This window comes from Mesorhizobium loti, assembly GCA_014189435.1.
Lineage (GTDB): Bacteria > Pseudomonadota > Alphaproteobacteria > Rhizobiales > Rhizobiaceae > Mesorhizobium > Mesorhizobium loti_G.
This window is the reverse complement of the sequence record CP050295.1, coordinates 486,596-511,685: the sequence shown is the minus strand read 5'-3', so window position 1 is coordinate 511,685 and position 25,090 is coordinate 486,596. Positions and strand designations below refer to the sequence as shown.

General features: G+C 61.8%; 15 protein-coding genes and 8 pseudogenes. All 23 read left to right on the top strand.

Annotated elements, in window-relative coordinates:
• The first annotated feature begins 36 nt into the window (after positions 1 to 36).
• The 23 genes and pseudogenes from HB777_39445 to HB777_39335 all read left to right on the top strand — a co-directional run bounded on the left by HB777_39445 (position 37) and on the right by HB777_39335 (position 25,030).
• On the top strand, positions 37 to 333 hold the full coding sequence (locus HB777_39445) for a HypC/HybG/HupF family hydrogenase formation chaperone (GenBank protein ID QND69646.1): 297 nt from the start codon (positions 37 to 39) through the stop codon (positions 331 to 333).
• A 168-nt stretch (positions 334 to 501) separates the two neighbouring features.
• The gene (locus tag HB777_39440) at positions 502 to 951 is read left to right on the top strand and encodes a hydrogenase accessory protein (GenBank protein ID QND69645.1); all 450 of its coding nucleotides are present in this window, start codon (positions 502 to 504) and stop codon (positions 949 to 951) included.
• The gene (locus HB777_39435; protein ID QND69644.1) at positions 948 to 1,796 is read left to right on the top strand and encodes a hydrogenase expression/formation protein; all 849 of its coding nucleotides are present in this window, start codon (positions 948 to 950) and stop codon (positions 1,794 to 1,796) included. Before HB777_39440 ends, HB777_39435 begins: the two co-directional genes overlap by 4 nt.
• Entirely contained in the window at positions 1,793 to 2,008 is a 216-nt protein-coding gene (locus HB777_39430) for a rubredoxin (GenBank protein ID QND69643.1), read from the top strand. Before HB777_39435 ends, HB777_39430 begins: the two co-directional genes overlap by 4 nt.
• Positions 1,998 to 2,522, top strand: coding sequence for a [NiFe]-hydrogenase assembly chaperone HybE (gene hybE, locus HB777_39425; protein ID QND69642.1), 525 nt, complete (start codon positions 1,998 to 2,000; stop codon positions 2,520 to 2,522). Before HB777_39430 ends, hybE begins: the two co-directional genes overlap by 11 nt.
• Positions 2,519 to 3,628 (top strand): hydrogenase assembly protein HupF, encoded by a 1,110-nt coding sequence (locus HB777_39420; GenBank protein ID QND69641.1) that lies wholly within the window; start codon positions 2,519 to 2,521, stop codon positions 3,626 to 3,628. Before hybE ends, HB777_39420 begins: the two co-directional genes overlap by 4 nt.
• Positions 3,621 to 3,962, top strand: a complete 342-nt coding sequence (gene hypA / locus HB777_39415) for a hydrogenase maturation nickel metallochaperone HypA (GenBank protein ID QND69640.1) — start codon at positions 3,621 to 3,623, stop codon at positions 3,960 to 3,962. Before HB777_39420 ends, hypA begins: the two co-directional genes overlap by 8 nt.
• Complete coding sequence (gene hypB, locus HB777_39410) at positions 3,962 to 4,819, top strand: hydrogenase nickel incorporation protein HypB (protein ID QND69639.1); 858 nt, start codon at positions 3,962 to 3,964, stop codon at positions 4,817 to 4,819. The genes hypA and hypB overlap by 1 nt, the downstream gene beginning before the upstream one ends.
• A gap of 18 nt (positions 4,820 to 4,837) precedes the next feature.
• A pseudogene (hypF, locus tag HB777_39405) lies at positions 4,838 to 7,076 on the top strand (carbamoyltransferase HypF).
• On the top strand, positions 7,067 to 7,297 hold the full coding sequence (locus HB777_39400; GenBank protein ID QND69638.1) for a HypC/HybG/HupF family hydrogenase formation chaperone: 231 nt from the start codon (positions 7,067 to 7,069) through the stop codon (positions 7,295 to 7,297). Before hypF ends, HB777_39400 begins: the two are co-directional and overlap by 10 nt.
• Positions 7,294 to 8,450 (top strand): annotated as a pseudogene (gene hypD, locus HB777_39395) (hydrogenase formation protein HypD). Before HB777_39400 ends, hypD begins: the two are co-directional and overlap by 4 nt.
• Positions 8,447 to 9,499, top strand: a complete 1,053-nt coding sequence (gene hypE, locus HB777_39390) for a hydrogenase expression/formation protein HypE (protein QND69637.1) — start codon at positions 8,447 to 8,449, stop codon at positions 9,497 to 9,499. The pseudogene hypD and the gene hypE overlap by 4 nt, the downstream one beginning before the upstream one ends.
• 9 nt (positions 9,500 to 9,508) lie before the next feature.
• A pseudogene (locus HB777_39385) lies at positions 9,509 to 11,164 on the top strand (hydrogenase maturation protein).
• A 1,634-nt stretch (positions 11,165 to 12,798) separates the two neighbouring features.
• Positions 12,799 to 13,287, top strand: a pseudogene (locus HB777_39380) (ATP-binding protein).
• A 336-nt stretch (positions 13,288 to 13,623) separates the two neighbouring features.
• Positions 13,624 to 14,193 carry a dCTP deaminase gene (dcd, locus tag HB777_39375; GenBank protein QND69636.1) on the top strand — a complete coding sequence of 190 codons (570 nt, stop codon included), beginning with the start codon at positions 13,624 to 13,626 and terminating at the stop codon, positions 14,191 to 14,193.
• Positions 14,194 to 14,200: 7 nt separating this feature from the next.
• Positions 14,201 to 14,990, top strand: a pseudogene (locus tag HB777_39370) (pantoate--beta-alanine ligase).
• A gap of 8 nt (positions 14,991 to 14,998) precedes the next feature.
• Positions 14,999 to 15,782: pseudogene (locus tag HB777_39365) on the top strand (LuxR family transcriptional regulator).
• Between the two features lie 588 nt (positions 15,783 to 16,370).
• Entirely contained in the window at positions 16,371 to 17,762 is a 1,392-nt protein-coding gene (locus tag HB777_39360; GenBank protein ID QND69635.1) for a TolC family outer membrane protein, read from the top strand.
• 566 nt (positions 17,763 to 18,328) lie between these two features.
• Positions 18,329 to 18,735: pseudogene (locus HB777_39355) on the top strand (DUF2285 domain-containing protein).
• Positions 18,736 to 18,937: 202 nt separating this feature from the next.
• On the top strand, positions 18,938 to 19,912 hold the full coding sequence (locus tag HB777_39350; GenBank protein ID QND69634.1) for a hypothetical protein: 975 nt from the start codon (positions 18,938 to 18,940) through the stop codon (positions 19,910 to 19,912).
• 845 nt (positions 19,913 to 20,757) lie between these two features.
• A complete protein-coding gene (glmS, locus tag HB777_39345; protein QND69633.1) occupies positions 20,758 to 22,581 on the top strand; it encodes a glutamine--fructose-6-phosphate transaminase (isomerizing) in 1,824 nt (607 codons plus the stop codon).
• A gap of 664 nt (positions 22,582 to 23,245) precedes the next feature.
• Entirely contained in the window at positions 23,246 to 23,500 is a 255-nt protein-coding gene (locus tag HB777_39340) for a helix-turn-helix transcriptional regulator (GenBank protein ID QND69632.1), read from the top strand.
• Positions 23,501 to 24,376: 876 nt separating this feature from the next.
• Positions 24,377 to 25,030 (top strand): annotated as a pseudogene (locus HB777_39335) (transposase).
• Positions 25,031 to 25,090 lie beyond the last annotated feature (60 nt).

Genomic DNA, 25,090 nt, shown 5'->3' with positions numbered 1-25,090 from the left:
GATTTCATAAGATCTGGACGACGGAGGAGGAGCATCATGTGCATCGGCATTCCCATGCGAACCGTCGCCGGCAATGAGTTCGTCGCGCACTGCGAGCGACATGGCCGGATATCCTCGATCTCCCTCATGCTGGTCGGCCCACAACCGCCGGGAACCTACCTACTCACCCATCTCGGCTCCGCCATCCGGGTGCTGGACGCCGACGAGGCCCGCGCCATCGACAACGCACTCGCGGGTCTTGCTGAAGCTGTCGAGGGGAGGGCTTTCGACGCCCTTTTTGCCGATCTCACCTCGCGCGAGCCGGAACTGCCGCCGCATCTGCGTAGCGAGTGAAAAGAAAATTTCCAAAGTGGAAGGACTTTCCATCCAGATGCCCGCGATACTTTGTGAAGGCGGGAAATTTGTCTTCCAGATCAAAGGAATCTGACTTTCCCAAGTCTGGCACGCAGCTTGCTCCTCATTTCGTTGGAATGTTTCGCAGCGTGATTTGTGGAGGAGACTATGCCATCTGTCCTGGTCCGCGCCCTGAGCGAGCGGGCGCGCCTACCCCTCATCGACGAGACGAATATCGATACCTTCCTCGCTCCGGCGGCGGGTGAACCCGACAATGCCGTGCTGTTCTTCACCGGCGATCCGTCGCAGCGGCCGGAAGCCGATGACGTCGCCGTCGTCCTCCCGCATATCCTCCAGGCCTTCCAAGGCCGCTTGCGCGGCGCCGTGGTCTTGCGCACGGCCGAAGACAAGCTAAAGGCCCGGTTTAACGTCGTTGTGATGCCGAGCCTCACCGTCACTCGTCGAGACCAACCGGTCGGCGTGCTGGGCAATATCCGCGACTGGTCCGAATATGTCGAGAAGATCAGCGCCTGGCTCGCGCCCGCCACGCCGGTCATGGTGCCCTCGGGCGGACCGAAGGTCGAGATCACCCATGCCGGCAAGAAGATCGTGCGTTGAAGGCCGGCTTCTGGGTGGCCCCCGAGGGCGAGGATGCGGCGATGACGGTGATGCCGATCGGCGCCGAGCCGCCGCTGCGTGTCCGCAAGCTCAATTTCCTCGCCACCAGCAGCGCCGAGGAAATGATCCGCCGATGTCGGCGGACGGCGATGCTCCTGCGGGAGCTCGCTGACGCGCTCGCCGTTCAGAAGGCCGACCGGCCGGGCCGGCTATTCGACATCACCGATTTCCCCGACGACGACAAGGAACTGATCGCCCAGACTCTCGGCGAGGGCGAGGTCGCCGGCGTTGCGGCATTGGCGAACGGCATCACGGCCCGGATGCAGGAGGCGGTGATGGCTGGCGTCTGGCGCGTCCGTTTCGTCGACGGTGAGGGCCGGCTCATTGCCGACTATGTCGAGGTCGCGAGCATTCCCGCCGCTGTCAAACAGGCGTGCTCGGCGCTGCCGGGCTCGATCAGCCACGGGCCGGCGCCGACCGGCGCCATGAACGTCATGCCCGTGCTGACCGAGATCGGTGATCGCGTCGCCCGTTACAGCGAGGGTGATCCGGGCCATATCATCACCTTCTCGCTCTTCCCGATGAGCCCGGAAGACATGGCCTTCCTGCAGGAAACGCTGGGTGCCGGGCCGGTGCAGCTCACCTCGCGCGGCTATGGCAGCTGCCGCATCGTGGTGACCGGCGCGCGCAATGTCTGGTCGGTTCAGTTCTATAACGCCATGGACGCGATCATCCTTGATACGTTGGAGATCTGCGACATTCCCTCGGTCGCGATCGCCGCCGAGGATGATTTCCGCGACTCCGAGGCGAGGCTGCGTGAGATCGAGGAGGCCTATTTCAAATGAGCGCCTTCGAGAATTTCGGCAAGCGCGAGACCGTGTCGGACGACGACCAGATGGAATGCGGTATCTGCTGGCATGTCTATGATCCCGCTGAGGGTGACCCGGTCTGGCAGATTGCTCCGGGGACGTCGTTTGCAGACCTGCCGGAAGACTGGCGCTGCCCAAATTGCGATGCGCTGCAATCGAAGTTCATGAGGCTGGGTGATGGACGCTGACGTCGCAAAGAGGGCCGAGATCGATCCCGCGCAGGCGCTCGGCCGGCGGCTCGAGGCCTGCTACCGGCACATTTACGCGACCGCCATGGCCGATGTGCCGATCTGCAATCCCGCGCTTGGTATTGCCTCGACCGGTTTTCGGACTTACGGCGGTCGTGCGTTCGGCATCGTGACTACACCATGGTTCATGAATCTCGTGGCAGCGGATCTGCCGCAGGGCCCTTCCTCCGCCCCAGCTGCTACCGGTACGACCCTCCGTGTCGGCCTGCCGGCGGGTGAGGTCGGGTTCATTGCCGGTGAACTCGATGCGATTGACCGTGTCGATTCCTGCTCGCTGTTTTCGCCGGTCTTCGAGTTCGCGACGATGGAGGCTGCCCTCGAAACAGCGGACGAAGCAGCCCGGGCCTTCTTTGATCCTGCCACGCTCGAACCGCCACCCGCCCCGCCCGCGGCGGTCAACCGACGTGACCTGTTGCGCGGGTATGTCCGCAGGCGCGAGGAAGCGTCGCAATGACATTCCTTCTCGGGGCAGGCACGATAAGGATCGACGTAACCGTGTCGCGCGCGCTTGCCTGTTCCGTCACGGTGAAGGCGAACCGCCCGCACGGGCTGACGCGCATGTTCATCGGCCGCAGGCCCGAAGAGGCGCCCCCTCTTGCCGGTCAAGTCTTTTCGCTCTGCGGTTTTGCGCAATCCGTAGCGGCGCGGCTCGCCGTCCTGAATGCAGCGGATATGGCGATGAAGGTGGACGAACGGATCGGCTCCGGTGCCGGATTGCTCGCCGAACGGATTTTCGAAACCTTGCGGGCGCTCATCCTCCATTGGCCATGCCCCCTGCCGGCATCGCTCGGCGCAACCGCCGGTAGACATCTCCGCGAAGCGCTGGCCGCTTCGCAAGAGATCATCGCCGCGGCCAAGGCCGGGCAAATCGACAGGGCGCATTTGGCGGCCGCCGCTGCGCGGCTGTCTGCGGCGGCCAGTGCGCTCGGCATCCCGAGCCAGGGCGACACACCTTTGCCGGAATCAGCCTGCGCCGCGATGTTGCAGGATATAGGCAACGATCGGGTCTTCAATGGCCGCCGGCCCGATCCCCTGACCATCAATGACGATCCGGAAGTCATCGCCCGGCTTTGCGCCGAGCCCGGCTATGCAAGCCTCCCGCATCTCCAAGGCCGCGTCGCGGAGACGGGCGCGTATGCCCGGCTCGCCGCCGGTGACGTGGAGGCGTCCCATCTGGTCCAACGACTGCTAGCCCGTATCAACGACGTGCGCCTCTGCCTCAAACAACTGACCGCTCTCGCAGCAACCGGCAAGCACGACGGAGCATCACTCGCCTGCGGCGGGGCCACGCCGGGCGCCGGTGGCTACGGTGCTGTGGAATGCGCGCGTGGCCGGCTCTATCATCAGGCCGAGATCGGCGGCGACGGCAGGCTTTCGTCCTATCGCATCCTCGCCCCGACCGAATGGAATTTTCATCCCGCCGGCCCCTTCGTCGAGACACTGCTGTCGTCATCCGTCGGGACCGATGAGGCCGCCGTGAGATCGGTGTCGCGGCTCGCGGTCCTGTTCGATCCCTGCGTGGCCTTTGAGGTTAGTGTTCGCGAGGCCGCACATGCATGAAATGTCGCTGATGGAGAGTGTGATCGAGATCGTCTGCGACACGGCGCGGCAGAACGGCGCGACACGCGTCAAGTCGGTCCGGGTCGATGTCGGCGTGCTGAGCCACGTCGAGCCGGACGCGCTGATGTTCTGTTATGAGGCCGTGCGACACGGCACGATTGCGGACGAGGCGACGCTCGAGATCAACCGCATTGCCGGCGAGGGCTGGTGTCTCGACTGCGGCAAGACGGTCGCCTTGGAGGAGCGGTTCGGCGCCTGCCCGGACTGCGGACGGCATCGGGTCCAGATGACGGCGGGCGACGAATTGAAGATCAGGGATATGGAGGTGAGCTGATGTGCACGGTATGCGGTTGCGAGACTTCTTCCATCGAGGGTCACAAGCACGAGGAGGGCGGGCACCGTCACAGCCATGACCATCATCACGACCATGACCACCAAGGCGATGGCGGGCATGATCATCACCATGCCGCGGACTGCAGCGTCCACTATGGCAAGGGGATCGCCGGCTTCAATGTGCCAGGCATGAGCCAGGAGCGGATCATCCAGGTGGAGAGAGACATCCTCTCCAAGAATGACGCTTATGCGGAAGAGAACCGGCGATATTTTGAGCGCCAGGGCATCTTTGCGCTCAACTTCGTCTCCAGCCCCGGCTCGGGCAAGACCAGCCTGCTGGTCCGCACGATCAATGACCTAAAGGACCGCCTCACGATCTCGGTTATCGAAGGTGACCAGCAGACCTCGAACGACGCGGCCCGGATCCGCGAGACCGGCGCCCGCGCCATCCAGATCAACACGGGCAAGGGCTGCCACCTCGACGCCCACATGGTGGGCCACGCGGCTGAGGATCTCGCGCTTGAACCAGGCTCTGCGCTCTTCATCGAGAATGTCGGCAACCTCGTCTGTCCCGCCGCCTTCGATCTCGGCGAGGCCCACAAGGTTGTAGTCCTGTCAGTCACCGAAGGCGAGGACAAGCCGCTCAAATATCCCAACATGTTCGCCGCCGTCGACCTGATGATCCTCAACAAGGCCGACCTGCTGCCGCATCTCGATTTCAATGTCGGCCTCTGCATCGCCAACGCCCTGCGCGTCAATCCGCGCCTCCAGACGCTGACGGTCTCCGCCCGCACGGGAGAGGGCATGGAAGCCTTCTATGCCTGGCTCGAGGCATCCGCCGCCCACCGGGCCGCGTGACCGAAGGTGGCATGAACCATGGCGAGGGCGCTCGCACGACCGATAGAAAACCCGATCCGGCGGCTCAGGCTCCAGGTGCGCGGCGCCGTGCAGGGCGTCGGGTTCCGGCCCTTCGCCTACAGGCTCGCGCGGACTATGCGGCTTTCTGGCTTCGTGCTGAACGACAGTGCCGGCGTGCTGATAGAGATCGAGGGTCCGGATGCGGGCCGCTTTCCCGACGCGATCCGCACCCAGGCGCCGCCGCTCGCCCGCATCGACTCGATCCACGTGCTCGAACTCTTGCCAGCCGGTGGCGAGCGGTTCGAGATCCTCGACAGCCTTGGCGGCAAGAGCGCGACCCGGATCGGCGCGGATGCCGCGACCTGCACCGAATGCCGGTGTGAGCTGACCGATCCCGCGAGCCGGCCCGCGCTTCACCATCACCCGCGCGCTGCCCTATGACCGCACGCAGACCTCGATGGCATCGTTTCCGATGTGCCGGGCCTGTGCCTCGGACTATATCGATCCGGAGAACCGGCGCTTCCATGCCGAGCCGGTCGCCTGCCCCGATTGCGGCCCGAGTCTCAGCCATTCGATCGCGGAGATTGCGGCGCGGCTCGAAGGCGGCGCCATCGTCGCGCTCAAGGGCATAGGCGGTTTCCACCTGCTCTGCGACGCCCGCAACGATGCAGCGATCGATCTCCTCCGGCTGCGCAAGGCTCGTGACCAGAAGCCGTTTGCCGTCATGGTTGCCGGCATCGAGGCGGCGCGGCAGTTCGCACGACTGAGCGAAGCCGAAGAAGCCTTGCTGGCCTCGCCCGCGAGCCCGATCGTGGTGGTCGAGGCACGTGCCGGTGCGCTCTCCAACCTCATCGCGCCCGGCCTCGCGCGGATTGGGCTGATGCTCGCCTATGCTCCACTGCATAATGTGCTGCTCGACGAACTCGCCTGCCATTCGCCGCACCGCCCTGCAGCGCTGGTCGCGACCAGCGCCAATCCCGGTGGTGAGCCCCTTGTGGCCGACAACGCCGACGCCGAGCGCCGCCTTGCCGCGATTGCGGATCTGATCGTCACCCATGATCGCGACATCACCGTCCGCGCCGACGACTCCGTCATGCAGGTCATCGATGGCGCTCCCGCGTTCATCCGTCGCGCCCGCGGCTTTCGTGCCCGAGCCGGTCGATCTCGGCGAGGATGGACCAGCGGTGATCGCCACCGGCGCCGACCTCAAGAACACTATCTGCGTCACACGTGGGCGCGAGGCCTTTCTCTCGCAGCATATAGGCGGCCTCAACAATGCCGAGGCGATCCGTTTCCAGCGCGAGGCGATCACCCATCTCTGTTCAATCCTTGACGTAAAGCCGGAATTCGCGGCCTCGGACCTGCATCCGGATTTCCGTTCGGTGCGGATGGCAGAGAGCCTGGGCCTGCCGGTCGTGGCGGTCCAGCATCATGTTGCCCATGTCGCGGCCGTGGTGGCGGAGTATCGGCTTTCCGGCCCGGTTCTCGGGCTTGCGCTCGATGGCCACGGTTTCGGCGCCGATGGCACGAGTTGGGGGGCGAAATGCTCATCGCCGATGGGGATCATTGGCGCCGAGCGGGATCGCTTACATCGCTGCCGCTGCCCGGTGGCGACCGCGCGGCGCGTGAGCCTTGGCGCATGGGGGTGGCAGCCCTGCAGGAGGCCGGATGCATTGATTTCGCGTCGCAGCTCTGGCCAGGTCATCGGGGTGTTGTACAGCTCACGGCGATGTTCGAACGCGGTATGCAGCCGTCCCGGACAACCAGCCTCGGCAGGCTCTTCGATGCCGCCGCGGCGATAGCAGCCGTTCGGCTCGTCCAGAGCTATGAAGGGCAGGCGGCGATGGAGCTCGAGGCCCTGGTCCGGGCGCCGCGCTGTCTCTGCGACGGCTATGCAATCCGGGACGGGGTGCTCGATTTCCGGCCCCTCATCCTGCATCTTGCGCGGGGAGGACTGAGCGGCGCTGACGCGGCCGATGTCTTTCACGGTACGCTGATCGCGGGACTTGCGGAATGGGCCGCGAGGGAAGCGGCACCCCTCGGCATCCCGCAGGTCGCGCTCGGCGGCGGATGCTTGATGAATCGGGTCCTTGCGGCCGGACTTGCGCAAGCGCTTCGGGACCGCGGTCTCAAGCCTAATTTGCCACGTCTCGCGCCGGCCAATGACGGCGGCATCGCGCTCGGCCAGGCCGCCCATGCGCGGCAGGTCATCATGAACGAGAATGCATCAGCGCAGGAGAGTCGGGCATGTGCCTAGCGATACCGGTCCAGGTCAAGGAAGTACTGCTCGACAACATGGCGAAGGTCACGCTCGACGGCGTCTCGAAGATCGTTTCGACCGCGCTGATCGACGATGTCCGGCCGGGCGACTATCTCCTCCTTCATGTCGGCTATGCGCTCGCGAAGATCGATCCGGAGGAGGCGGAAAGGACGCTCGCCCTCATCCGAGAAGCTGCTGCCATGGGAGATGCGGCATGAAATATATCCACGAATATCGCGACGGCAGGCTCGTCAAGGATATCGCCCGGCAGATCGCCGCTCTCGCCGATCCGGCGCGTTCCTATCACTTCATGGAGTTCTGCGGCGGCCATACGCATGCTATTTCCCGCTATGGTCTCGAAGACCTGCTGCCGGCCAGTGTGCGGATGATCCACGGACCGGGCTGTCCCGTCTGCGTGCTGCCGATCGGCCGTATCGATGCGGCGATCGCGCTCGCCATGCGGCCGGAGATCACGCTCTGCACCTATGGCGACCTGATGCGCGTGCCGGGCTCGAACGGATCGAGCCTCTTGAAGGCCAAGGCGGCAGGCGCCGATATCCGCATGGTCTATTCGACGCTCGATGCGCGCAGGATCGCCGAGGCCGAGCTCGAACGCGAAGTGGTGTTCTTTGCCATCGGCTTCGAGACCACGACGCCACCGACCGCGCTCGCGCTCAAGGCGGCGATAGCCAAGGGGCTCGGCAATTTCTCGATCTTCTGCAATCACGTGCTGACGCCACCGGCGATCCAGAACATCCTGGAAAGCCCTGACGTTCGCAAGCTCGGCACGATCAAGATCGACGGTTTCGTCGGCCCTTCCACGTCTCGACCGTCATCGGCACCGAACCTTACGAATTCTTCGCCGGGGAATTCCAGAAGCCGGTGGTGGTGGCGGGCTTCGAGCCGCTCGACGTCATCCAGGCGATCCTGATGCTGGTGCGCCAGGTCAATGACGGCAGGCACGAGGTCGAGAACCAGTATATTCGCGCCGTGACTGCTCTCGGCAACGAAAAGGCCCAGGCGGAGGTGGCGAATTTCTTCGAGCTGCGCGAGAGCTTCGAATGGCGCGGTCTCGGCGAAGTGCCCTATGGCGCGCTGCGGCTCCGGCCGAAGTATGTGGCCTACGACGCCGAGAAGCGCTTTTCGATGGTGACGCCCGCCGCGAAGGACAACCCGGCCTGCGAATGCGGCGCGATCCTGCGCGGCGTGAAGAGGCCGGCCGACTGCAAGCTGTTCGGCACGGTCTGCACGCCCGATACACCGATGGGCTCCTGCATGGTGTCGTCGGAGGGCGCCTGCGCCGCGCACTGGACCTATGGCCGCTTCCGCGAGAAGGCGCGGCAGGTGGATGGGGGGAGGGCGGTCGCATGAACCTGATGATCAAGGCCTACAGGCGCAAGCTCGATGTCGCGAACGGCCGTGTCGACCTTTCGCACGGGGCCGGCGGGCGCGCCATGGGCCAGTTGATCGAGGGCGTTTTCCACGAGGCTTTCGACAATGACTGGCTGAGGGCTGGCAACGACCAGTCGGCCTTTTCGGTGCCTGGCGGGCGGATGGTGATGACCACGGACGGCTACGTCGTTTCGCCGCTTTTCTTCCCCGGCGGCAATATCGGCACCCTCGCCGTGCACGGCACGATCAACGACATCGCCATGGCGGGCGCGGTACCGCTCTATCTGTCGGCAAGCTTCATCATCGAGGAGGGTTTTCCATTCGCCGATCTCGAGCGCATCGCCCAGAGCATGGGCGCCGCCTCGCGCGAGGCCGGCGTGCCGATCATCACCGGCGACACCAAGGTCGTCGAGCGAGGCAAGGCCGACGGCGTCTTCATCTCGACCGCCGGCGTCGGCATGGTTCCGGACGGGCTCGATCTCCGGTCGGACGCCGCCCGGCCCGGCGATGCGGTGATCATTTCCGGCTCGATCGGAGACCATGGCGTCGCCGTGATGTCGAAACGCGAGAACCTGGAATTCGACACCGACATCGCCTCCGACAGCGCGGCCCTGCACGGGTTGGTAGCAGACATGGTCGCGGCTGGCCGGGCGCATATCCGGCTAATGCGCGATCCGACGCGCGGCGGCATCGCCGCGACGCTGAACGAGATCGCCAGCCAGTCGCGGGTCGGCTTCCGCATCGACGAAGACAAGATCCCGCTCAAACCGGAAGTGGCTGCAGCCTGCGAGTTCCTCGGCCTCGATCCGCTCAACGTCGCCAATGAAGGGAAACTGGTAGCAGTCGTGGCGCCGGAGGGCGCTGACGCCGTGCTCGCGACGATGCGCGCCCATCCGCTTGGCAGTGAGGCGGCGCTGGTCGGCCACGTGGTGGCCGACGACAACTGCTTTGTCCAGATGACGACCTCGTTTGGCGGCGGCCGGATTGTCGACTGGCTGTCGGGCGAACAACTGCCCCGGATCTGCTAAGAGAGGGTGATGCGCATCCTGCTTCTCTGCCACAATTTCAACTCGCTCTCCCAGCGCCTGCATGTCGACCTGAGACGGGCTGGTCACGAAGTGACGGTCGAGCTCGACATCCATGACGACTTCACTCGCGAGGCGGTCGCTCTCTTTTCGCCGGACCTCGTGATCGCGCCCTTCCTCAAGCGGCCGATCCCGGCCGTTGTCTGGCGCGGAACGCTCTGCCTGATCGTCCATCCGGGCATCCGTGGCGATCGCGGCCCGAGCGCCCTCGACTGGGCGATCCTCGACGGCGAAGCGACCTGGGGCGTCACACTGATCGAGGCCCAGAAGGAGATGGATGCGGGGCCCGTCTGGGCTTGGGCGGAGTTTCCGATGCGCCCCGCTCGGAAGTCGAGCCTCTACCGACATGACGTGACCCAGGCTGCCGTAGCCTGCGTCTTCGAAGCGATCGGCCGCATCGAGCGCAGGGAAGGGGCGGCACTGCCGGCGAACTGGGGCACGGGGTGCGAGCGACCCGCCTGCCGGAGGTCCGACCGTATCCTCGACCCGACACTCGGCCGAGGAAGCGCTACGCATCATCCGGGCGTCGGACGGAGATCCCGGCGCTACGATGACGATCGCCGGACAGACTTTCCTGGTGTTTGACGCCGAGCGTGCGGAAGGAGTTCCGGGGCCTGCCGGCGTGCTCATCGGCCGTTCGCGGCACGCCCTCGCCATGGCCTTACGTGAGGGGGCGCTTTGGATCGGCCATCTCCGGCGACCGGATTCCCGCTCGCTGAAACTGCCGGCGCTCCGGCTGCTCGGTGCCGAAGCAAACGATCAGCCCATCATCGAAGGTCCGGAACCCTGCCGTTACCGGGAGGAGAACGGCGTCGGACGAATTCCGCTTCCACAACGGCGCGATGTGGTCGGAAGATTGCGATACCTTGCGCAAGGCGATCACGAGGCCAAGGCACCCACGCTTCCGGTTCTTGTGCTGCGGGGCGACGCGGATCGCTGGTCGAACGGCATCCATCTCGGCATCATCGAGGGCGCCGACAGCGCCGCCGACGAAACCTGGTGTAGCATAAACGCGATGAACGACTTGGTGCGCGAGATCATCGAAACCGATGACCGACTGGTTATTGCCGCGGTGCTCGGCAATACCGGGGCTGGCGGCGTCTTCCTGTCGCTTGCCGCCGACGAAGTCTGGATGCGCGGGGGCGTCATCCTCAATCCGCACTACAAGGACATGGGCAATCTCTACGGCTCGGAATACTGGACCTATCTGCTGCCGGCTCGGGTCGGCGAGGACCGAGCCCGCCGCGTGACCCAGGCAAGGCTGCCGATGGGGGTCGACGAGGCGCTTGAACTGGGGCTTGCCACCCGGCGCTTGCCGGGAAATGTAGATTCGGCCGATTGGGAACTGCTCCGCGCTGCCGCCGAACTCGCGGCCTCTCCCGATCTTGTCCGGCGGATTGCTGCCAAACGGGCGCGCCGCGCTGGCGACGAGGCCGAGAAACCGCTTGCCGCCTATAGGGAAGAGGAACTGCGGCGGATGCGGCGCAATTTGGCTTCGACCCGAGCTATCACGTGGCGCGCTACAATTTCATCCGCAAGACGCCCAAGTCCCGTACGCCCGTCACGCTCGCTGTCCACCGCGCGAACGCCGACCATTCGGACCGGTAGGAGCACTATGCGATGACGAACTCGCTCTCAACCGTTCTCGTGGTCGGCGACGAGGTGTATTCAATCGAAGGCTATCCAGCGGGTTCTATCCGATGAATTCCAGGTCATCGCCGCGCGCAACGACCTCGGGCTTTCTCCGCGAGGTCTGTGATGAGTTGCGTGCCATGCTTGGCGCGACAAGCGCGTCCGAACCCTTGACCAGTCCTTTTCGACCGTAAGACGCTCCGAACTCCGAAGGCCGTAGACCGCATCGTGCGAGAACATCTCGGTCAGTTCGAGGTCGTCCAACCGCCGAACAAAACGCCGTTAGGGCTCTCGCCGTTCAGATAAAAGGACAAAACGTCAGTTATCTGAACGATCGCCAGGTGATCACTTCCACCAACTTTAGAAACCGATCCGCTCCCATCCATGCCCCTGGTATGGTCCGCCGCAGTTCAGGGCCATACGATTACGACAACGCTGACCTTCCGCTCGCCGACCCCGGCGACGTTTCCTCATATCGCGTATCTTCCAGGGAACTGAACGTGGTCTCCGACAACTTGCACGCCGTCATTCCACAGCCTCGCAAAGCCGCGCCCGATCTGGAGGTGGAAATATTGGGGCAACCAGCACTTCCTGCTCTCTCCCGCTGCCGGACGTTCACGCTTAGCCACCTCCGCTCGCCGGTGGCAGTTGCTACTTAATTGTAGAAATGGCGCGCTCTACAACACGCCCGTCGACATCTCGGCGACGATGCCGGGTCAAAGAGCGGGAACTAAGCCACTTCGGAATGGCCGGCCTCTCTCCAACTAAGTCCAAGCGGCGGCGTGAAGACCAGGAGCTGTCGTTTCTTTTTTCGTGGTCTGCGCGAAAAATCTTTAGCCCAGACCTGATTATTGTGATCCGCCTGTCGTATTTTCAGTGGGTGTTGCACGGTACAATGACAGCGCTTCGCCGTGTGCGTCAGGAGGCCACGGCAAGGGCTGAAACACGGTAAGACGGCGCAGACCGTCACACTCTTCAAAAGAGGCTATTCTTCAAAGGGGATCGTCATCACCGATCCGGCGGTCGGGAGGCTCGGCCGGACTGTAGGAGGGCGTTGGCAATGATGCGGTCAGGAGATGGATGGCGTGTTCCACGCCAGGTACCTGCACAGATCACCTCCCCAAAATGGCGGTCCGGTCCCGGTATCGAGCCGCCGTCGCGAGATTTTCGCGGCCGTGGAGGCTTCGCTGTCTGCTGTCCACAGGCCGAAGCGCGCAGCAGATGAGAGCTGGCGGCGGGTGCGACATGCGCCCGAGACTTGCAAGCCTCGGCAAGGGCTTCAATTATCCAGTGATACATGTCGAACTGGCAGTTTTCAGCAAGTGCTGAATCCGATCGCATGGTGGAATAAGAGACCTCCGCTCCGGTGTTCCTTGCCCCGAGATCAGACGACCATGGACGCCAGGGGTATTAGGTGAGAGAAACCACGGGTACAGACGGCGGCGCGCACCGTAGAGACTTTGAAAGACTTGCCCGTCAGAGTAGCGCAGACATCTCGGCGAAACAAGTAAGTGACGATCTCTCGACATAACGGCAGGCGGCAGCTCATATGTATTAGGCTTCGCCGCCGCTGCCATCGGACACGCGGCTCGAGATGGTAGCCATGGCTTGCTCTCGGCCACAAGGCCTGCCGCGAAGATTTCTCCGTCGCCGAGCATCGGGTTCCTGTTCGCCGCCCTCGCGGGTGCAATGGCGACAGGCCATACGGCAAGATCCTCAAATCTCTTCCCAAGACCGACTTCCTGATTCTCGATGACCGGGGACCGAAAAAGCTCAATGACAACCAACGTCGCGATCTCCTGGAGATCATTGAGGACCGCTGCGAACGACGCTCAACCATCGTCACAAGTCAGAGGCCCGCACGCGCTCCGTTGCCAATTTGTTCCCGTTGTGGAAAGAGCGCTACAAGACCCGCCCCTCCACAAGGCGGGTCGATTACGTTTCATCTTAAGGGTGGCGATCCCTCGAACGGTCCATTAACCCGGCAGCGGCGACACTTGAAACACGTTGTGATTCGCCTAACTGACAAACTTAGATCAAAGTGTTCTTGTTCTGTTCCCTGTGACTCGAAAGGCACGCACAAGGAGAATGTGACGTGATGATGGCGGCAGCGTATCCGAATCACTGATGGACTGATCAACTTGGAAAAAATCAAAAAGGGAGAAAGACATGCGGGTTAAGGTCAAAACATTGGGAAGTGGAGGTCACCCTAGCGAGGTGATGGTTTCCGTAAAGACAATGGAGGGGGAGGAACGACTGGTTGTCAGCCGTCGCGCAGTTGAAAGCGATACACTTGATATCGGGTATCCGATCAACCATTCCGATCACAAATACCTAGTGGAACTACCCCGCGAAACGTTAAAAGGGTCATGGAGAGTTTGGGTTCCGGTTGAATCCGTGATCTAAGCAAAAAGCCGCTTGGGGGAGGCACGACAATGATACTTACAGACAGGGAAATTCAAATTGCTCTAGAGAGTAAGGCCATCATAGTCGAGCCGACCCCTGGCGAGGAACAGTACAGTTCAACCAGCCTCGACCTACGCCTAGATAAGATACTGACTATCTTTAAGCGCCCCAAAGGGGGCGTAGACATCTGTATCGATCCATCTAACAGAGAATACGATCACGAAGCTGTATTTGGTGATATCTCTACCGAGATTGAGATTGATGATAAAAAGGGCTACGACTTTCAACCTAACGATATGGTTTTAGGCTGGACGGAAGAATATATAGCTCTCACGTTCCATTCGAGACTCGCCGCCAGAGTCGAAGGCAAGAGTTCCCTTGCTCGACTTGGAATCGGGGTTCATCTCACCGCTCCCACAATCCACGCTGGATTTACTGGACGCATCCGGCTTGAGATGGTCAATCATAACGTTATGCCAATTCGACTGCGGACCGGTATGCGGGTTTGCCAACTTATCTTCGAGCAAACTCTTGGGACGCCCGTGCAGGGGTACAAAGGCCGATTTGCGGGCCAGATGGCCGGCGCAAAGAAGGGCTAACCCACGCATGAGCGTGCCGATCGTTCGAACCGTTGCCGAGTTTCGCACTGTTGTTGCAGGATGGCGCCGCTCGGGCGCAAGTGTCGCAGTGGTACCGACCATGGGGCCTTGCATGAAGGACATCTGAGCCTCGTGTGTGCAGCGCTTCAGAAGCGCTGATCGGGTCATCGTGACGCTGTTCGTCAACCCCAGCAGTTCAACAATGCTGCCGACCTTGCCGCCTATCCCCGGACGGAAAACCAAGACGCGGCAAAGCTCGTGCCGCGGGGCGCACACCTCCTCTATGTGCCGGATGCAGAGGAGATGCACCCTGCGGGCTTCGCCACGACCGTTTCGGTGGCGGCTATCAGCGAGGGCCTGTGCGGCGCGTTTCGGCCGGGCCATTTCGATGGCGTGGCGACCGTCGTTGCCAAGCTCTTCTTGCAAACCGGCGCTGATTTCGTCCTTTTCGGCGAAAAGGATTTCCAGCAGCTTCAGCTCGTCAGGCGCATAGTCCAGGATCTGGATATTCCGATCACCGTGGTGCCTTGTCCGACAGTCCTCGAAGCCGATGGTCTTGCGCTATCGTCGCGCAATGCCCCGCTCTCGCCAGCGGAGCGCGCCATTGCCCCAAAACTCGCATCGGTCCTGATCGAGACGGCTGAGCGGCTTGCGCGCGGCTCTCCCAATACCTGGAGCTTCGCGGGGGAACAGATCTACAGCCAATGACAAGCCTTGACCGACCGGCGCGCCTACTTGCAGCGTGGCTCGGCGAAACACGGCTCATCGACAACGTCAGAACATCACCGGTTTTTTGAGAAATTAGATGATTACCCGGCGTTCAGTAGCGCGCCGCAACATGGCGTCCGCCGCCGCGGGCTTCGACTTTCCGCTCTTCGCCTATTTTGTTTACCCGTCGGTCCCCGGCGATGCACCGCGCTTGATCTCAAACTACCCTTCGCGCTGGCCACGTTATCTGCAGCAGCGGAACCACAGCCTTGATCCGGTGATCCTGCGCGGGCTGCAAGGCTGGGATACTTTTGATTGGGGCGTGGATCGCGCTCGGCAGTGTCTGCCGACGTCACAGCAACGAATTCTGGAGGGTGCCACTCAGTTTGGCATCCGCGGCGGATTGACGATGTCAATGCATGATCATCGCGGCCGGTTTGCAGGCGCTGACCTTTGCTTCCGACGAGTCGCGTCCGCCTCTTTGCGGTCACTGCCACGTTATGAAAAGGCATCGCAGCTGGTGGCGATCAACTTTCATATCCATGTGCGGCGCAGGCTCGCCAACGATCACGTGGTGAATGGCGCAACGCTCAACCCGCGAGAGTTCGAATGCCTGAAATGGACGGCGCGCGGCAAGTCGCCTTGGGGCGTCAGCCAGATCCTCGGCGTCTCAAAGCGCACCTGACCTTCCATCTGAAAACGCCAAAGCAAAGCTCGGCGTGGGAACGGTCAACCAGACCGTCGCACGGCTGGCTGCCTCCGGTCAGGCGAGTTCTGATCCCTTCCACCGCGATAGCTGTAAACGTCTACAGACTGCATCACCGGCGGCTTTGTCCTTCGATTGCGGAAACACATCCCGCACGGAGGCGACCAGATGGTGAATTGGGCTCACGAAGGGCAGCAAAGCGTGAACTTACGCCGAAGCGTCCCGCACCTGGCTGATCGCCAGCAGAAGCTCGCAGATTCTTGGCGGCGGCACTTAGTGCAAGGCCAAGGCTAAGCGCTGCCGCCTCCGATGCGCCACACCGGGATACCGACCTTGCGCGCCTTGTCGGCAAGATTGGTGCTTTGTTCCGTCCCGCTTGAAGGCATTTGCGGCATCTTGCGAAAATCGGCCCAGCGGGCGGCAATGCGCTCGGCGATTTTGGCGACCTTGGTTCTCGAACCAGTCCCGCCGTCGGAGGCGAATGACGGTCTCCCGGATAGTGAACTTTATTGCGATCGCCGATCCGCTGTACCGCCATGCCTCCAGCTTGCGGTTGGTTCCGTTGATATCCATCATGTAGATGGGTTTCCATCAAAACAATCGATTTTACGCAGAATGACCGGAATGAAAAGGGTGCTCGGGTGGCTCTCTCTCTATGCGCAAGCATAGAGCCTGAAGGGCCCCGAGACGTCGGGTCGGCTGGTTAATCGCGACCGCCGATGCGGCGCAGTTGCCATGACGAAATAAAATGAGGGATATGTTTGTGCCGACTGTACGCAACAGCATTTTTGCCATTATTTTTTGCTCTGCTACCATCCTACCACCGTTAACGGCGTCGGCAGAGACTATCTTCGGAACCCTATCTAAGGCCTATCAGAACAATTCTTCGCTGAATTCGACCCGCGCCGGCGCACGCGTCACGGACGAGGGCGTGGCCATCGCCAAGTCGGGCTGGCGTCCGACCATCACCGGCTCCGCGGACATCGAGTATTCCAGCAGCCACCTTAACGGCTCGAACCGGAGCGTGCGCCTAACCCAAGGCAACTTCGGCGTCGAAATCGATCAGACCCTGTTCGACGGTTTTCAGACCAGGAACAATGTCGCGGCTGCCGAAGCGCAGGTCGGCGCTTCGGTCGAGAGCTTACGCAACGCCGAACAAGACACCCTGTTCAACGCGGCTCAGGCCTATATGAACGTAATTCGCGACCGGCAAGTTGCCGTGCTGACGCAGCAGAACCTGCAGTTCCTGGCCGAACAGGCGCGTGCTGCGCGTTCGAGCTTCGAGGTTGGGGAAGGCACGCGCACCGACGTCGCGCAGGCCGATGCCCAGCGCGCCAACGCAGTGGCGAAGTTGAGTGCCGTCCGCGCGCGGGCGCTGGCAAGTGCGGCAACCTATCGTCAGATCGTCGGGGACGAGCCGGGGAAGCTCAGGCCGGCGGCGCCGGTGGCAAAATTGCTGCCGTCGAGCCTCGATGCGGCAATCGCGATCACATCAGCCGAGCATCCGGCCATCCTCGCCACCCGGCTTCTGGTTGACGCGGCGGCGTTTTCAGTGAAATCGGCCGAAGGCGCGCTGCTGCCCCAGCTTTCCGCAAGCGCCGGCGTCTCGAGCGCTTATCGCAACACCGTGCCCGGTGTGATCACCTCGGGAACGGAAGGCACAACCAATTCGGCCAGCATCGGGGCGACGCTGACCGTCCCCATTTATTCTGGTGGCCGCACTTCAGCACTGGTGCGCCAGTCCAAGGAATCGCTCAGCCAGGCTAGGATCAAGGTCGACGTCAGCCGCGACCAGGTGCGCCAAGCCGTGACCGCGGCATGGACCGCTTATACCGCCGCCCAGCAGAGCGTCGCGGCCAACCGGCAGGCGATCGCGGCCGCGAAGCTTGCCTTGAACGGCGTCATCGAGGAGCGCAATGTCGGCCAGCGCACTACGCTCGACGTGTTGAACGCCCAGAACGACCTCATCACCGGCAAGATCGATCTTGCCAGCGCCGAGCACGACGTGGTGGTAGCGAGCTATGCCATCCTACAGGCGACCGGCCGTCTGTCGGTCGAGCGCCTTGGCCTGAACGTGACAAAGTACAAGCCTGAAGACCATTACAACGCGGTCAAGGACACGTGGATCGGCCTGCGCACGCCGGACGGTCGCTAAGCCGATCAACGCGCCCTGCGAAAGATCCCTCTTGGCCGGAGTCGAGAACGGCAAAGGCAGCTATCCAAGCCCACTTCGAGCATCATACGTTGTCCAACTTTCCCAGCACTGACAAACTGCGGTAAAAGTTGTCAATGCCGGGGCGCGGGGAGATCAGATAACGTCCAGATTCGCAGCCCTATAGTCTAGTAAGCACCACTTGCGCCAAACGCGGAAGTTCATTGGCCTCCAACAAAATCTGCTCCTGAGGCGAAGAAAGCACGAGATTCCTCAATCTCTTAAAGGCCTGCGATCAGCTCTCACACGGCGGTGAAAGTCGTTCACTTGAACATCATCCTCAAGGAAGACACCGCGCACAGGCCGCGTCCAAGCGTTGAGATCGCTTCCTCCTTTTTCGCGGACGCGTCACAATCGGACGCCACGTCGGCAAGGTTCTTTTGGGATCCGCACGACTGCGCCCGTATTCTACGAGCGGCCGCGGAGCCGGTTGGGCTCGACACGATTTTGAACCGCTTGATCTTTCTCCGCTCTCATGCGGCAAGGACATCCTGCTGACACCTGCCGGCGTGCAGCACGTGCTGCTGAGGGAGGACTGTCGGAGTCTGCAGAGCGCCGTTTCCGGTGCCTCCGTTCTCCGCCCGTTGCGGCTATATGTCGACGCAATCGTGCCGCCGCGGCACCTGAAGTTCCATGTTGCTGCCCGTAGTTTCTGAATGACATCAATGGTTGCGGCCGCCTGGCAGCTGCTTGCCTTCCGCCGGAACCCCGCAGAGGGCGTCTTCGTATCGTTCTCCAGGCTTTGGATGGTTCGCTTGCCGGAGCATCCCAGGAGATCGCCATTGCCCTGTTCGGGAGACGGCGTGTCGAAGAAGATTGGTCTCATCCGGGCAGCCATCTTCGCGATCAGGTGCGTCGCGCCGTCCAAAGTGGCCGCTACCTGATGGGCGGCGGCTACAGACAGGTCCTGGTGTAATTGTGGTGACAGCCTGGTATTTTGGCTTATTCCAAAACACGCAGGGATCTGTCCGCATCCGCCCATGACGGGCTTATTGTGCATTGCACAAAACCTGACGCGCGGTTAGTCTTTCCGCTGCGGGAATTGGGTTTGGGTAATACGGACGAAGCACTGAGAACCAAGGCTTCGTTGATAGTGCATTCATACCCCGAGGACCCTGATGACCGATACGCACCCCGACAAAGCCGGCGCTGCAAGCCTTGAGGCGATCGCGCGAAACGGCAGCATGCTCCATCGCATCGCTGTGCGTATCCCGACCTATCTCTCGGATTTTCGAGAGAACCCGGCGTGGCTGCCGATGTTCATGCTCGCCCGCACCATGCCGGCACGGAGAATGCACTGGCGTGGTGCAAAGCCTGTTCGAGTGTCGCAGAAAGCCCAGGACACGATGTTTGCTGGCGTCAATCGCCAGGATGTTGTCGACGCTCTGCGGTCGGATGGGCTTTTTTCCGGTCTCGTCTTGCCAACAATGGTCTCTGAAGATGTAGCCGCATTCGCCAGGTGCACACCTTGCTTCGGCAATTTCGACCGCCGCCTCGAATTCATGCCGACGGAGCATGCGGAGGCTGAGGTCCGGTTTGGCCGTCCGTTGCTCAGCGGCCACTATTTCGAGCGCATTCTGGGCTGCAAGGCGGCACTCGCGATCCAGAACGATCCGCTGCTCATGGATATCGCCGCGCACTATCTCGGCGGCCAGGCGAAGTTGATCACCACGCGTGTCTGGTGGAGTTTCCCGACCGGCCAAGCCTCCGACGCCGACAAGAACCTGGCTTCGCTTGGCAAATACCACTTCGACCTCGACGACTGGCGGATGCTGAAGTTCTTCTTCTACCTGATGCCCGTCGACGAGGGCACCGGCCCCCATGTCTATGTCCGAGGCAGTCATAACCGCCGCGCCCTCAAGCACCAGCTTACGCTTCTCGTCGGCCATCCCGCGCAAGAGGTTCTGGACGTCTACGGGGAGCAGAGCCCGGTCACGCTGACCGGGGAGGCCGGTCTCGGTTTCGTCGAGGATCCGTTCGGCTTCCATATGGGCACCGTGCCGGCCCGCAGGCCACGGCTGATGATGGAAGTCGGCTTCGGCGTTTCTCCTCCATCGCGCCGCCGCTTCCATGGCGAGCCTGTGATCCGCTGATTTCGAAAAGTCACGAAAAGAATAAGGCTATGGCGCCATTCCAGTCTGTTCGGCGCCAAAGCGGTTGTCTGCACATCCGTTGGATGTGGCTGGCGCTATGGGTCTCGCCATGGCGCCAGCCAGCGCATGTTCGAATCGAGGTGCGATGGCGCCGATTTCCGCGGACCGGCTGAGCTGCCAAACTTGAATGCATCGATCTCAAACCGGGCGTCGATGCGCGACGACGACCTAAAACCGAGCTCGGAAGGATGCATGCAACCGGCTCCTCTCGCGCCAAAATATTCCCATCAGGTCTTGCCAACGGCCGATCTCGCGCGCGGCGGCGCGGGGCTAACGCAGGCGTACGGGCGCCTGTAACGATAACCGGATCGGGCGCGGTGCGGGCGTCGGCCGCGTGCTTGCTGGCGCGACCGCTTCGCCGACTTCCGGCAGCGCGCGTCGTCTTCAAGTCCCGCGTCGTCAAGCTGGATGGAAAGCGTCTTCAGAGCGCGCGTCGCGCCTCAACGATCTGCCGACGCGAGTGGATTGGAAACCTCAGGGGAAGGACTGCGTCGGCGGTTGTGTGGGGAGGTGCGTAGCCGGGATGGCCGCGCATGGCCGGCCGACCGAGGTTGTTGCTTGGTGCCGCGGGTGTGAGCTTGCGTTCGGTCATGAGAGTGTCAGGCGCAACGAGGAGTTTAGATCAGGGGCCGCGCCTTGGTCTATCCATAGGGTGGATGGTAGCTATCCTTACAATCAATTGTACCTATATTACCAAATACTACTACAAGATCCTGAATGAAAGCGGGCCGGGTGGGTGTCGTCTCACGTGGGCTGAAGCTGCCGGGAAGAATGCGGAGACGAGCATGTGCGGGATTGTTGGCATTGCTGGGCAACAGCCGGTGTCGGAGCGGTTGGTCGACGCGTTGAAGCGTCTGGAATATCGCGGCTATGACTCGGCCGGCGTTGCGACGATCACCGAGGGCGCCTTGCACCGCCGGCGCGCCGAGGGCAAGCTCGTCAATCTCGAGACGAGACTGAAGGAAGAGCCGCTGAGCGGCAACATCGGCATCGGCCACACGCGCTGGGCAACCCATGGGGCACCGACTGAACGCAACGCGCATCCGCACTTTAGCGATGGTGTGGCCGTCGTCCATAACGGCATTATCGAGAATTTCGCCGAGTTGAAGGACGAATTGGCGGCTGCGGGAGCCGAGTTCCAGACCGACACCGACACCGAGGTCGTCGCGCATCTCTTGGCAAGACACCGCCGGGAGGGCATGGGGCGAGGTGAGGCGATGCATGCCATGTTGAAACGCGTCAGGGGCGCCTACGCGCTTGCCATTCTCTTCGAGGATGATCCGTCGACCATCATGGCGGCGCGCAATGGACCGCCGCTGGCGATCGGTCACGGGGACGGCGAGATGTTCCTGGGCTCCGATGCGATCGCGCTTGCTCCCTTCACCAATGAAATTACCTATCTCATCGACGGCGACTGGGCCGTAATCGGCAAGACGGGCGCCGATATCTTCGATTTCGACGGCCATCCTGTCGAGCGTCCGCGACAGACCTCCACGGCCGCGGCCGATCTCGCCAACAAGGGCAACCATCGCCACTTTATGGAGAAGGAAATTTACGAGCAGCCCGAGGTCATCGGGCATGCGCTCGGTCACTATATCAACATCATAGAGAATCGCGTCGATACGGTTTCTAGCATCGATTTCGCCAAGATCCCGAGCCTGGCGATCTCCGCCTGCGGCACCGCCTATCTCGCCGGGCTGATCGGAAAATACTGGTTCGAGCGCTATGCGCGCCTGCCGGTTGAAATCGACGTTGCGTCCGAATTCCGTTACCGCGAAATCCCGTTGTCGCCGCAGTCGGCGGCTATTTTCATTTCGCAGTCCGGCGAAACCGCCGATACGCTGGCATCGCTGAGATACTGCAGGGAGCTTGGGCTGAAAATTGGCGCCATCGTCAATGCCCGCGAATCGACCATCGCTCGGGAGGCCGATGCGGTCTTCCCGATCCTTGCCGGACCGGAGATCGGCGTCGCCTCCACCAAGGCTTTCACCTGCCAGCTTGCCGTTCTTGCCGCACTCGCCATCGCGGCCGCCAGGGCCCGCGGAACCGTAACCGAAGACGAGGTGCAGGCGCTCGTCAGGAGCCTCGCCGAAGTGCCGCGCGTCATGGGCCAGGTACTCAACAGCATCCAGCCACAGATCGAGTTCCTCTCGCGTCAACTGTCAAAGTGTCGTGACGTCCTGTATCTTGGCCGCGGCACCAGTTTCCCGCTGGCGATGGAAGGTGCGCTGAAGCTCAAGGAGATTTCGTACATCCACGCCGAAGGCTACGCGGCGGGTGAGTTGAAGCACGGTCCGATCGCATTGATAGACGAGAACATGCCAGTTATCGTTATCGCGCCACATGATCGCTTTTTCGAAAAGACCGTCTCCAACATGCAGGAAGTGGCTGCCCGTGGCGGGCGAATTATCCTCATCACCGATGAAAAAGGGGCGGCCGCATCGACACTCGACACTATGCACACGATCGTGCTGCCGGCCGTCGACGAGATTATCGCTCCGATGATTTTCTCGCTGCCGATACAGCTTCTTGCCTACCACACGGCGCTCTTCATTGGCACAGATGTCGACCAGCCGCGCAATCTCGCAAAATCGGTCACCGTCGAATGACTGTGACGTTTTTATAGGTGGCGATGCTCGTCCATCCGAAAGCGCCAACACGTGTCTAGAACTGAAGCTCGGATGAAATCCAACAATCGCCATCCTTTTTTCGGCAGGTCGGGCAATTGCGCAGGGCAGCCGGATTGAGCTTGCTCAAGCCGACGTCAGCACAGAAGCCCGCGGCCCTTTCGGCTGTATCCTCGGCCGCCCCATCCTTTCAGTCTGCGAATAAGCATCGGCGGCTTAAAAAATTTGGTTAACAGCGCTAATCGATGTGTGATTCAAACATAGCGCGTTTTTCGCTGCATCGGTGGCGGACATTGGTCAAAGGTATCAGCGTCCGCTAGGCTGGGTGGACGGTGCTGGAGGCGGAGGCAGGTGGAGTTCGCGTTGCTGTTCAAGAATGCCATCGGCGAGGATGAGTCGCGTGGGATCGCAGGACGAATGCGGTACAGTTGATTGGGCCATCTCAGGGCAGGCAGGTTCTTGAACTTGATCAGATGCAGGTGAGCCGCCATATTCCAACCTGGCTGTCCATTTCAGGTGGCCCATTTTATGGATGAGGCCGGTCCGGCCGAATCGTCGTCCATTTTTTTGATTTGCTGGGTGCGCGCCAGGTCCGGGAGGAAATCTCCCGATTTATCAGGCGCCCCTTATCTTCTTGGAGGTGTCTATGAAGGATTCGCGCAGTCCCGAGCCAGTCTTGACGGCTATGTCGCAGGGGACCCACATCATCCGCGCTTATCGTGAGCACCTTGGATATTCGATCGAGGACCTCGCAGTGGCGTGCGGGCTTGCCGCTGAGGAAATCCAAAACATCGAGTCGGGTCTGAGGTACAACAAGGGCTATCGGGATCGGATAGCGAGATCGCTGTCCATACCTGGGGGAATTCTTGAGGCAGAGTCGGACATATCGGACGCCGCGTGATGTCGGATATCTGCAAATGAGTGGAAGATCCGCTCCTTGTGATGTGTAATTGCGACTGACAGTCGAACGTCAAAAAAAGAGCGCCCGGGTCCTGGAAACGAGGAACGGGGAGACGCGAATGCCTTCTGGCGCAGTGCCGCCAAGAGAATTCTCGTCCAACTGTCCGAGTCAGGAATTGCACAAGGGTTCGCCGAATATGAAGTTGGAACGCTTCTTCATACTGTCTTAGGCGATATCGCCGCCCGGAGTGCTGCGACATGTGCACGATAGCATCGGCTCGTGACGAAGGTTTGCTAACGGCGAACTCATGCTGGTCGGCAACGCGATACTGGCTGGAGCATCAGGTTGGCCGACGAGAGCGGCCCACCAAGTTGGGCAGGATCGGCCGACACGGCCGACATCGCGCCGCTCTGACAAGAGCACAGCGGGCACCCAGAAACTGCCGGGTTGACTATGGGTGTCGGAACCGCGAAAAGGGGCCGCTCTTCATGAGTGGCGTGCGCCGGCAGTCTAACCCCAAGCCCCCCGCCCAGGCTGCCGGCGCGCTTCTAGGAACGTCGACATAGGACACAACGTTTCCTTGTCCGACTTACGCCTCGATCAGATCCCGAGCTGCCAGCCAGTGTTCGACCGTCGCTTCCGCCTCTGCCTGGCGCCCGAGGCGCTTCCTCCAGCGAGGAAAGCCGATCACCATGGGTGCCGCCAGTTCTGATGCTCACCCACGTGCCATTTCCCCGTGGGTCGGTCAAAATCCCCCGGGTATGGTCACTTGAAACTCCCCCACCTGATGATCACCGGCAGCGCTACTGAACAGCGGTAGCCGGTAAGGCAGGACGTTTATTTTCATCCCCTTTCATACAGCGAGGGGACCGGGAGTTGAACGTCTTGAAGGCACATCTGCAAAGCACCGTACTAACATTACTTGATCGCAACACCAGCCAGCGCGAGATTCAAAGGCTAACGGGTGTCGACCGCAAGACGATTCGGCGTTACGGAGCGCAGCGGGCTGGTGCGGAGGCAAATTCCCCCGGGGAAGTGACCACCGGCTCGGCAAGCGCGGAGGACCAAATTCCTCCACCCCGACCACCGGCTTTTGGGGTGTCGGGAGCGACGGTCACCAGCAGCCTGGCCCGCTCGGCCTGCGAACTGCATCGGGCGTGGATCGAAGAACAGGTCCGCCTGAAGCGAAATGCACAGGCGATTTACCAGGACCTGGTCGATCAGTTTGGCTTTCCGTCCAGCTATCAAAGCGTCAAGCGGTTTGTGCGCACGTTGCGAGAAAGCGATCCCAAGCAGTTTGATCGTCTTGAGTTCCTCCCCGGCGAAGAGGCTCAGGTCGACTATGGCGAGGGCGCGCTGACGATCGATCCCAAGAGCGGCCGGTACCGTCGCCCCCGCCTGTTCGTGATGACGCTGCGCTATTCGCGGCGCAGCTTCCGGCGGGTGGTCTGGCAATCCAGCCAGCAAGTCTGGGCGCAGCTTCACGAAGAAGCGTTTCGGTATTTTGGCGGGGTGGTCAGCTATGTGGTCTACGATTACGTGCCCGGGCACGTAATCGAGCTTTTGTGTCCCGCGCGATTATGTTCCCTG

What these genes read in the sequence shown, in the direction of transcription:
- hypE (QND69637.1), top strand. Translation starts at nt 8,447, where the DNA reads ATGAACCTGATGATCAAGGCCTACAGGCGCAAGCTCGATGTCGCGAAC.
- HB777_39445 (QND69646.1), top strand. Translation starts at nt 37, where the DNA reads ATGTGCATCGGCATTCCCATGCGAACCGTCGCCGGCAATGAGTTCGTC.
- hypB (QND69639.1), top strand. Translation starts at nt 3,962, where the DNA reads ATGTGCACGGTATGCGGTTGCGAGACTTCTTCCATCGAGGGTCACAAG.
- dcd (QND69636.1), top strand. Translation starts at nt 13,624, where the DNA reads ATGATACTTACAGACAGGGAAATTCAAATTGCTCTAGAGAGTAAGGCC.
- hypA (QND69640.1), top strand. Translation starts at nt 3,621, where the DNA reads ATGCATGAAATGTCGCTGATGGAGAGTGTGATCGAGATCGTCTGCGAC.
- HB777_39400 (QND69638.1), top strand. Translation starts at nt 7,067, where the DNA reads ATGTGCCTAGCGATACCGGTCCAGGTCAAGGAAGTACTGCTCGACAAC.
- hybE (QND69642.1), top strand. Translation starts at nt 1,998, where the DNA reads ATGGACGCTGACGTCGCAAAGAGGGCCGAGATCGATCCCGCGCAGGCG.
- HB777_39430 (QND69643.1), top strand. Translation starts at nt 1,793, where the DNA reads ATGAGCGCCTTCGAGAATTTCGGCAAGCGCGAGACCGTGTCGGACGAC.
- HB777_39350 (QND69634.1), top strand. Translation starts at nt 18,938, where the DNA reads ATGACCGATACGCACCCCGACAAAGCCGGCGCTGCAAGCCTTGAGGCG.
- HB777_39340 (QND69632.1), top strand. Translation starts at nt 23,246, where the DNA reads ATGAAGGATTCGCGCAGTCCCGAGCCAGTCTTGACGGCTATGTCGCAG.
- glmS (QND69633.1), top strand. Translation starts at nt 20,758, where the DNA reads ATGTGCGGGATTGTTGGCATTGCTGGGCAACAGCCGGTGTCGGAGCGG.
- HB777_39440 (QND69645.1), top strand. Translation starts at nt 502, where the DNA reads ATGCCATCTGTCCTGGTCCGCGCCCTGAGCGAGCGGGCGCGCCTACCC.
- HB777_39420 (QND69641.1), top strand. Translation starts at nt 2,519, where the DNA reads ATGACATTCCTTCTCGGGGCAGGCACGATAAGGATCGACGTAACCGTG.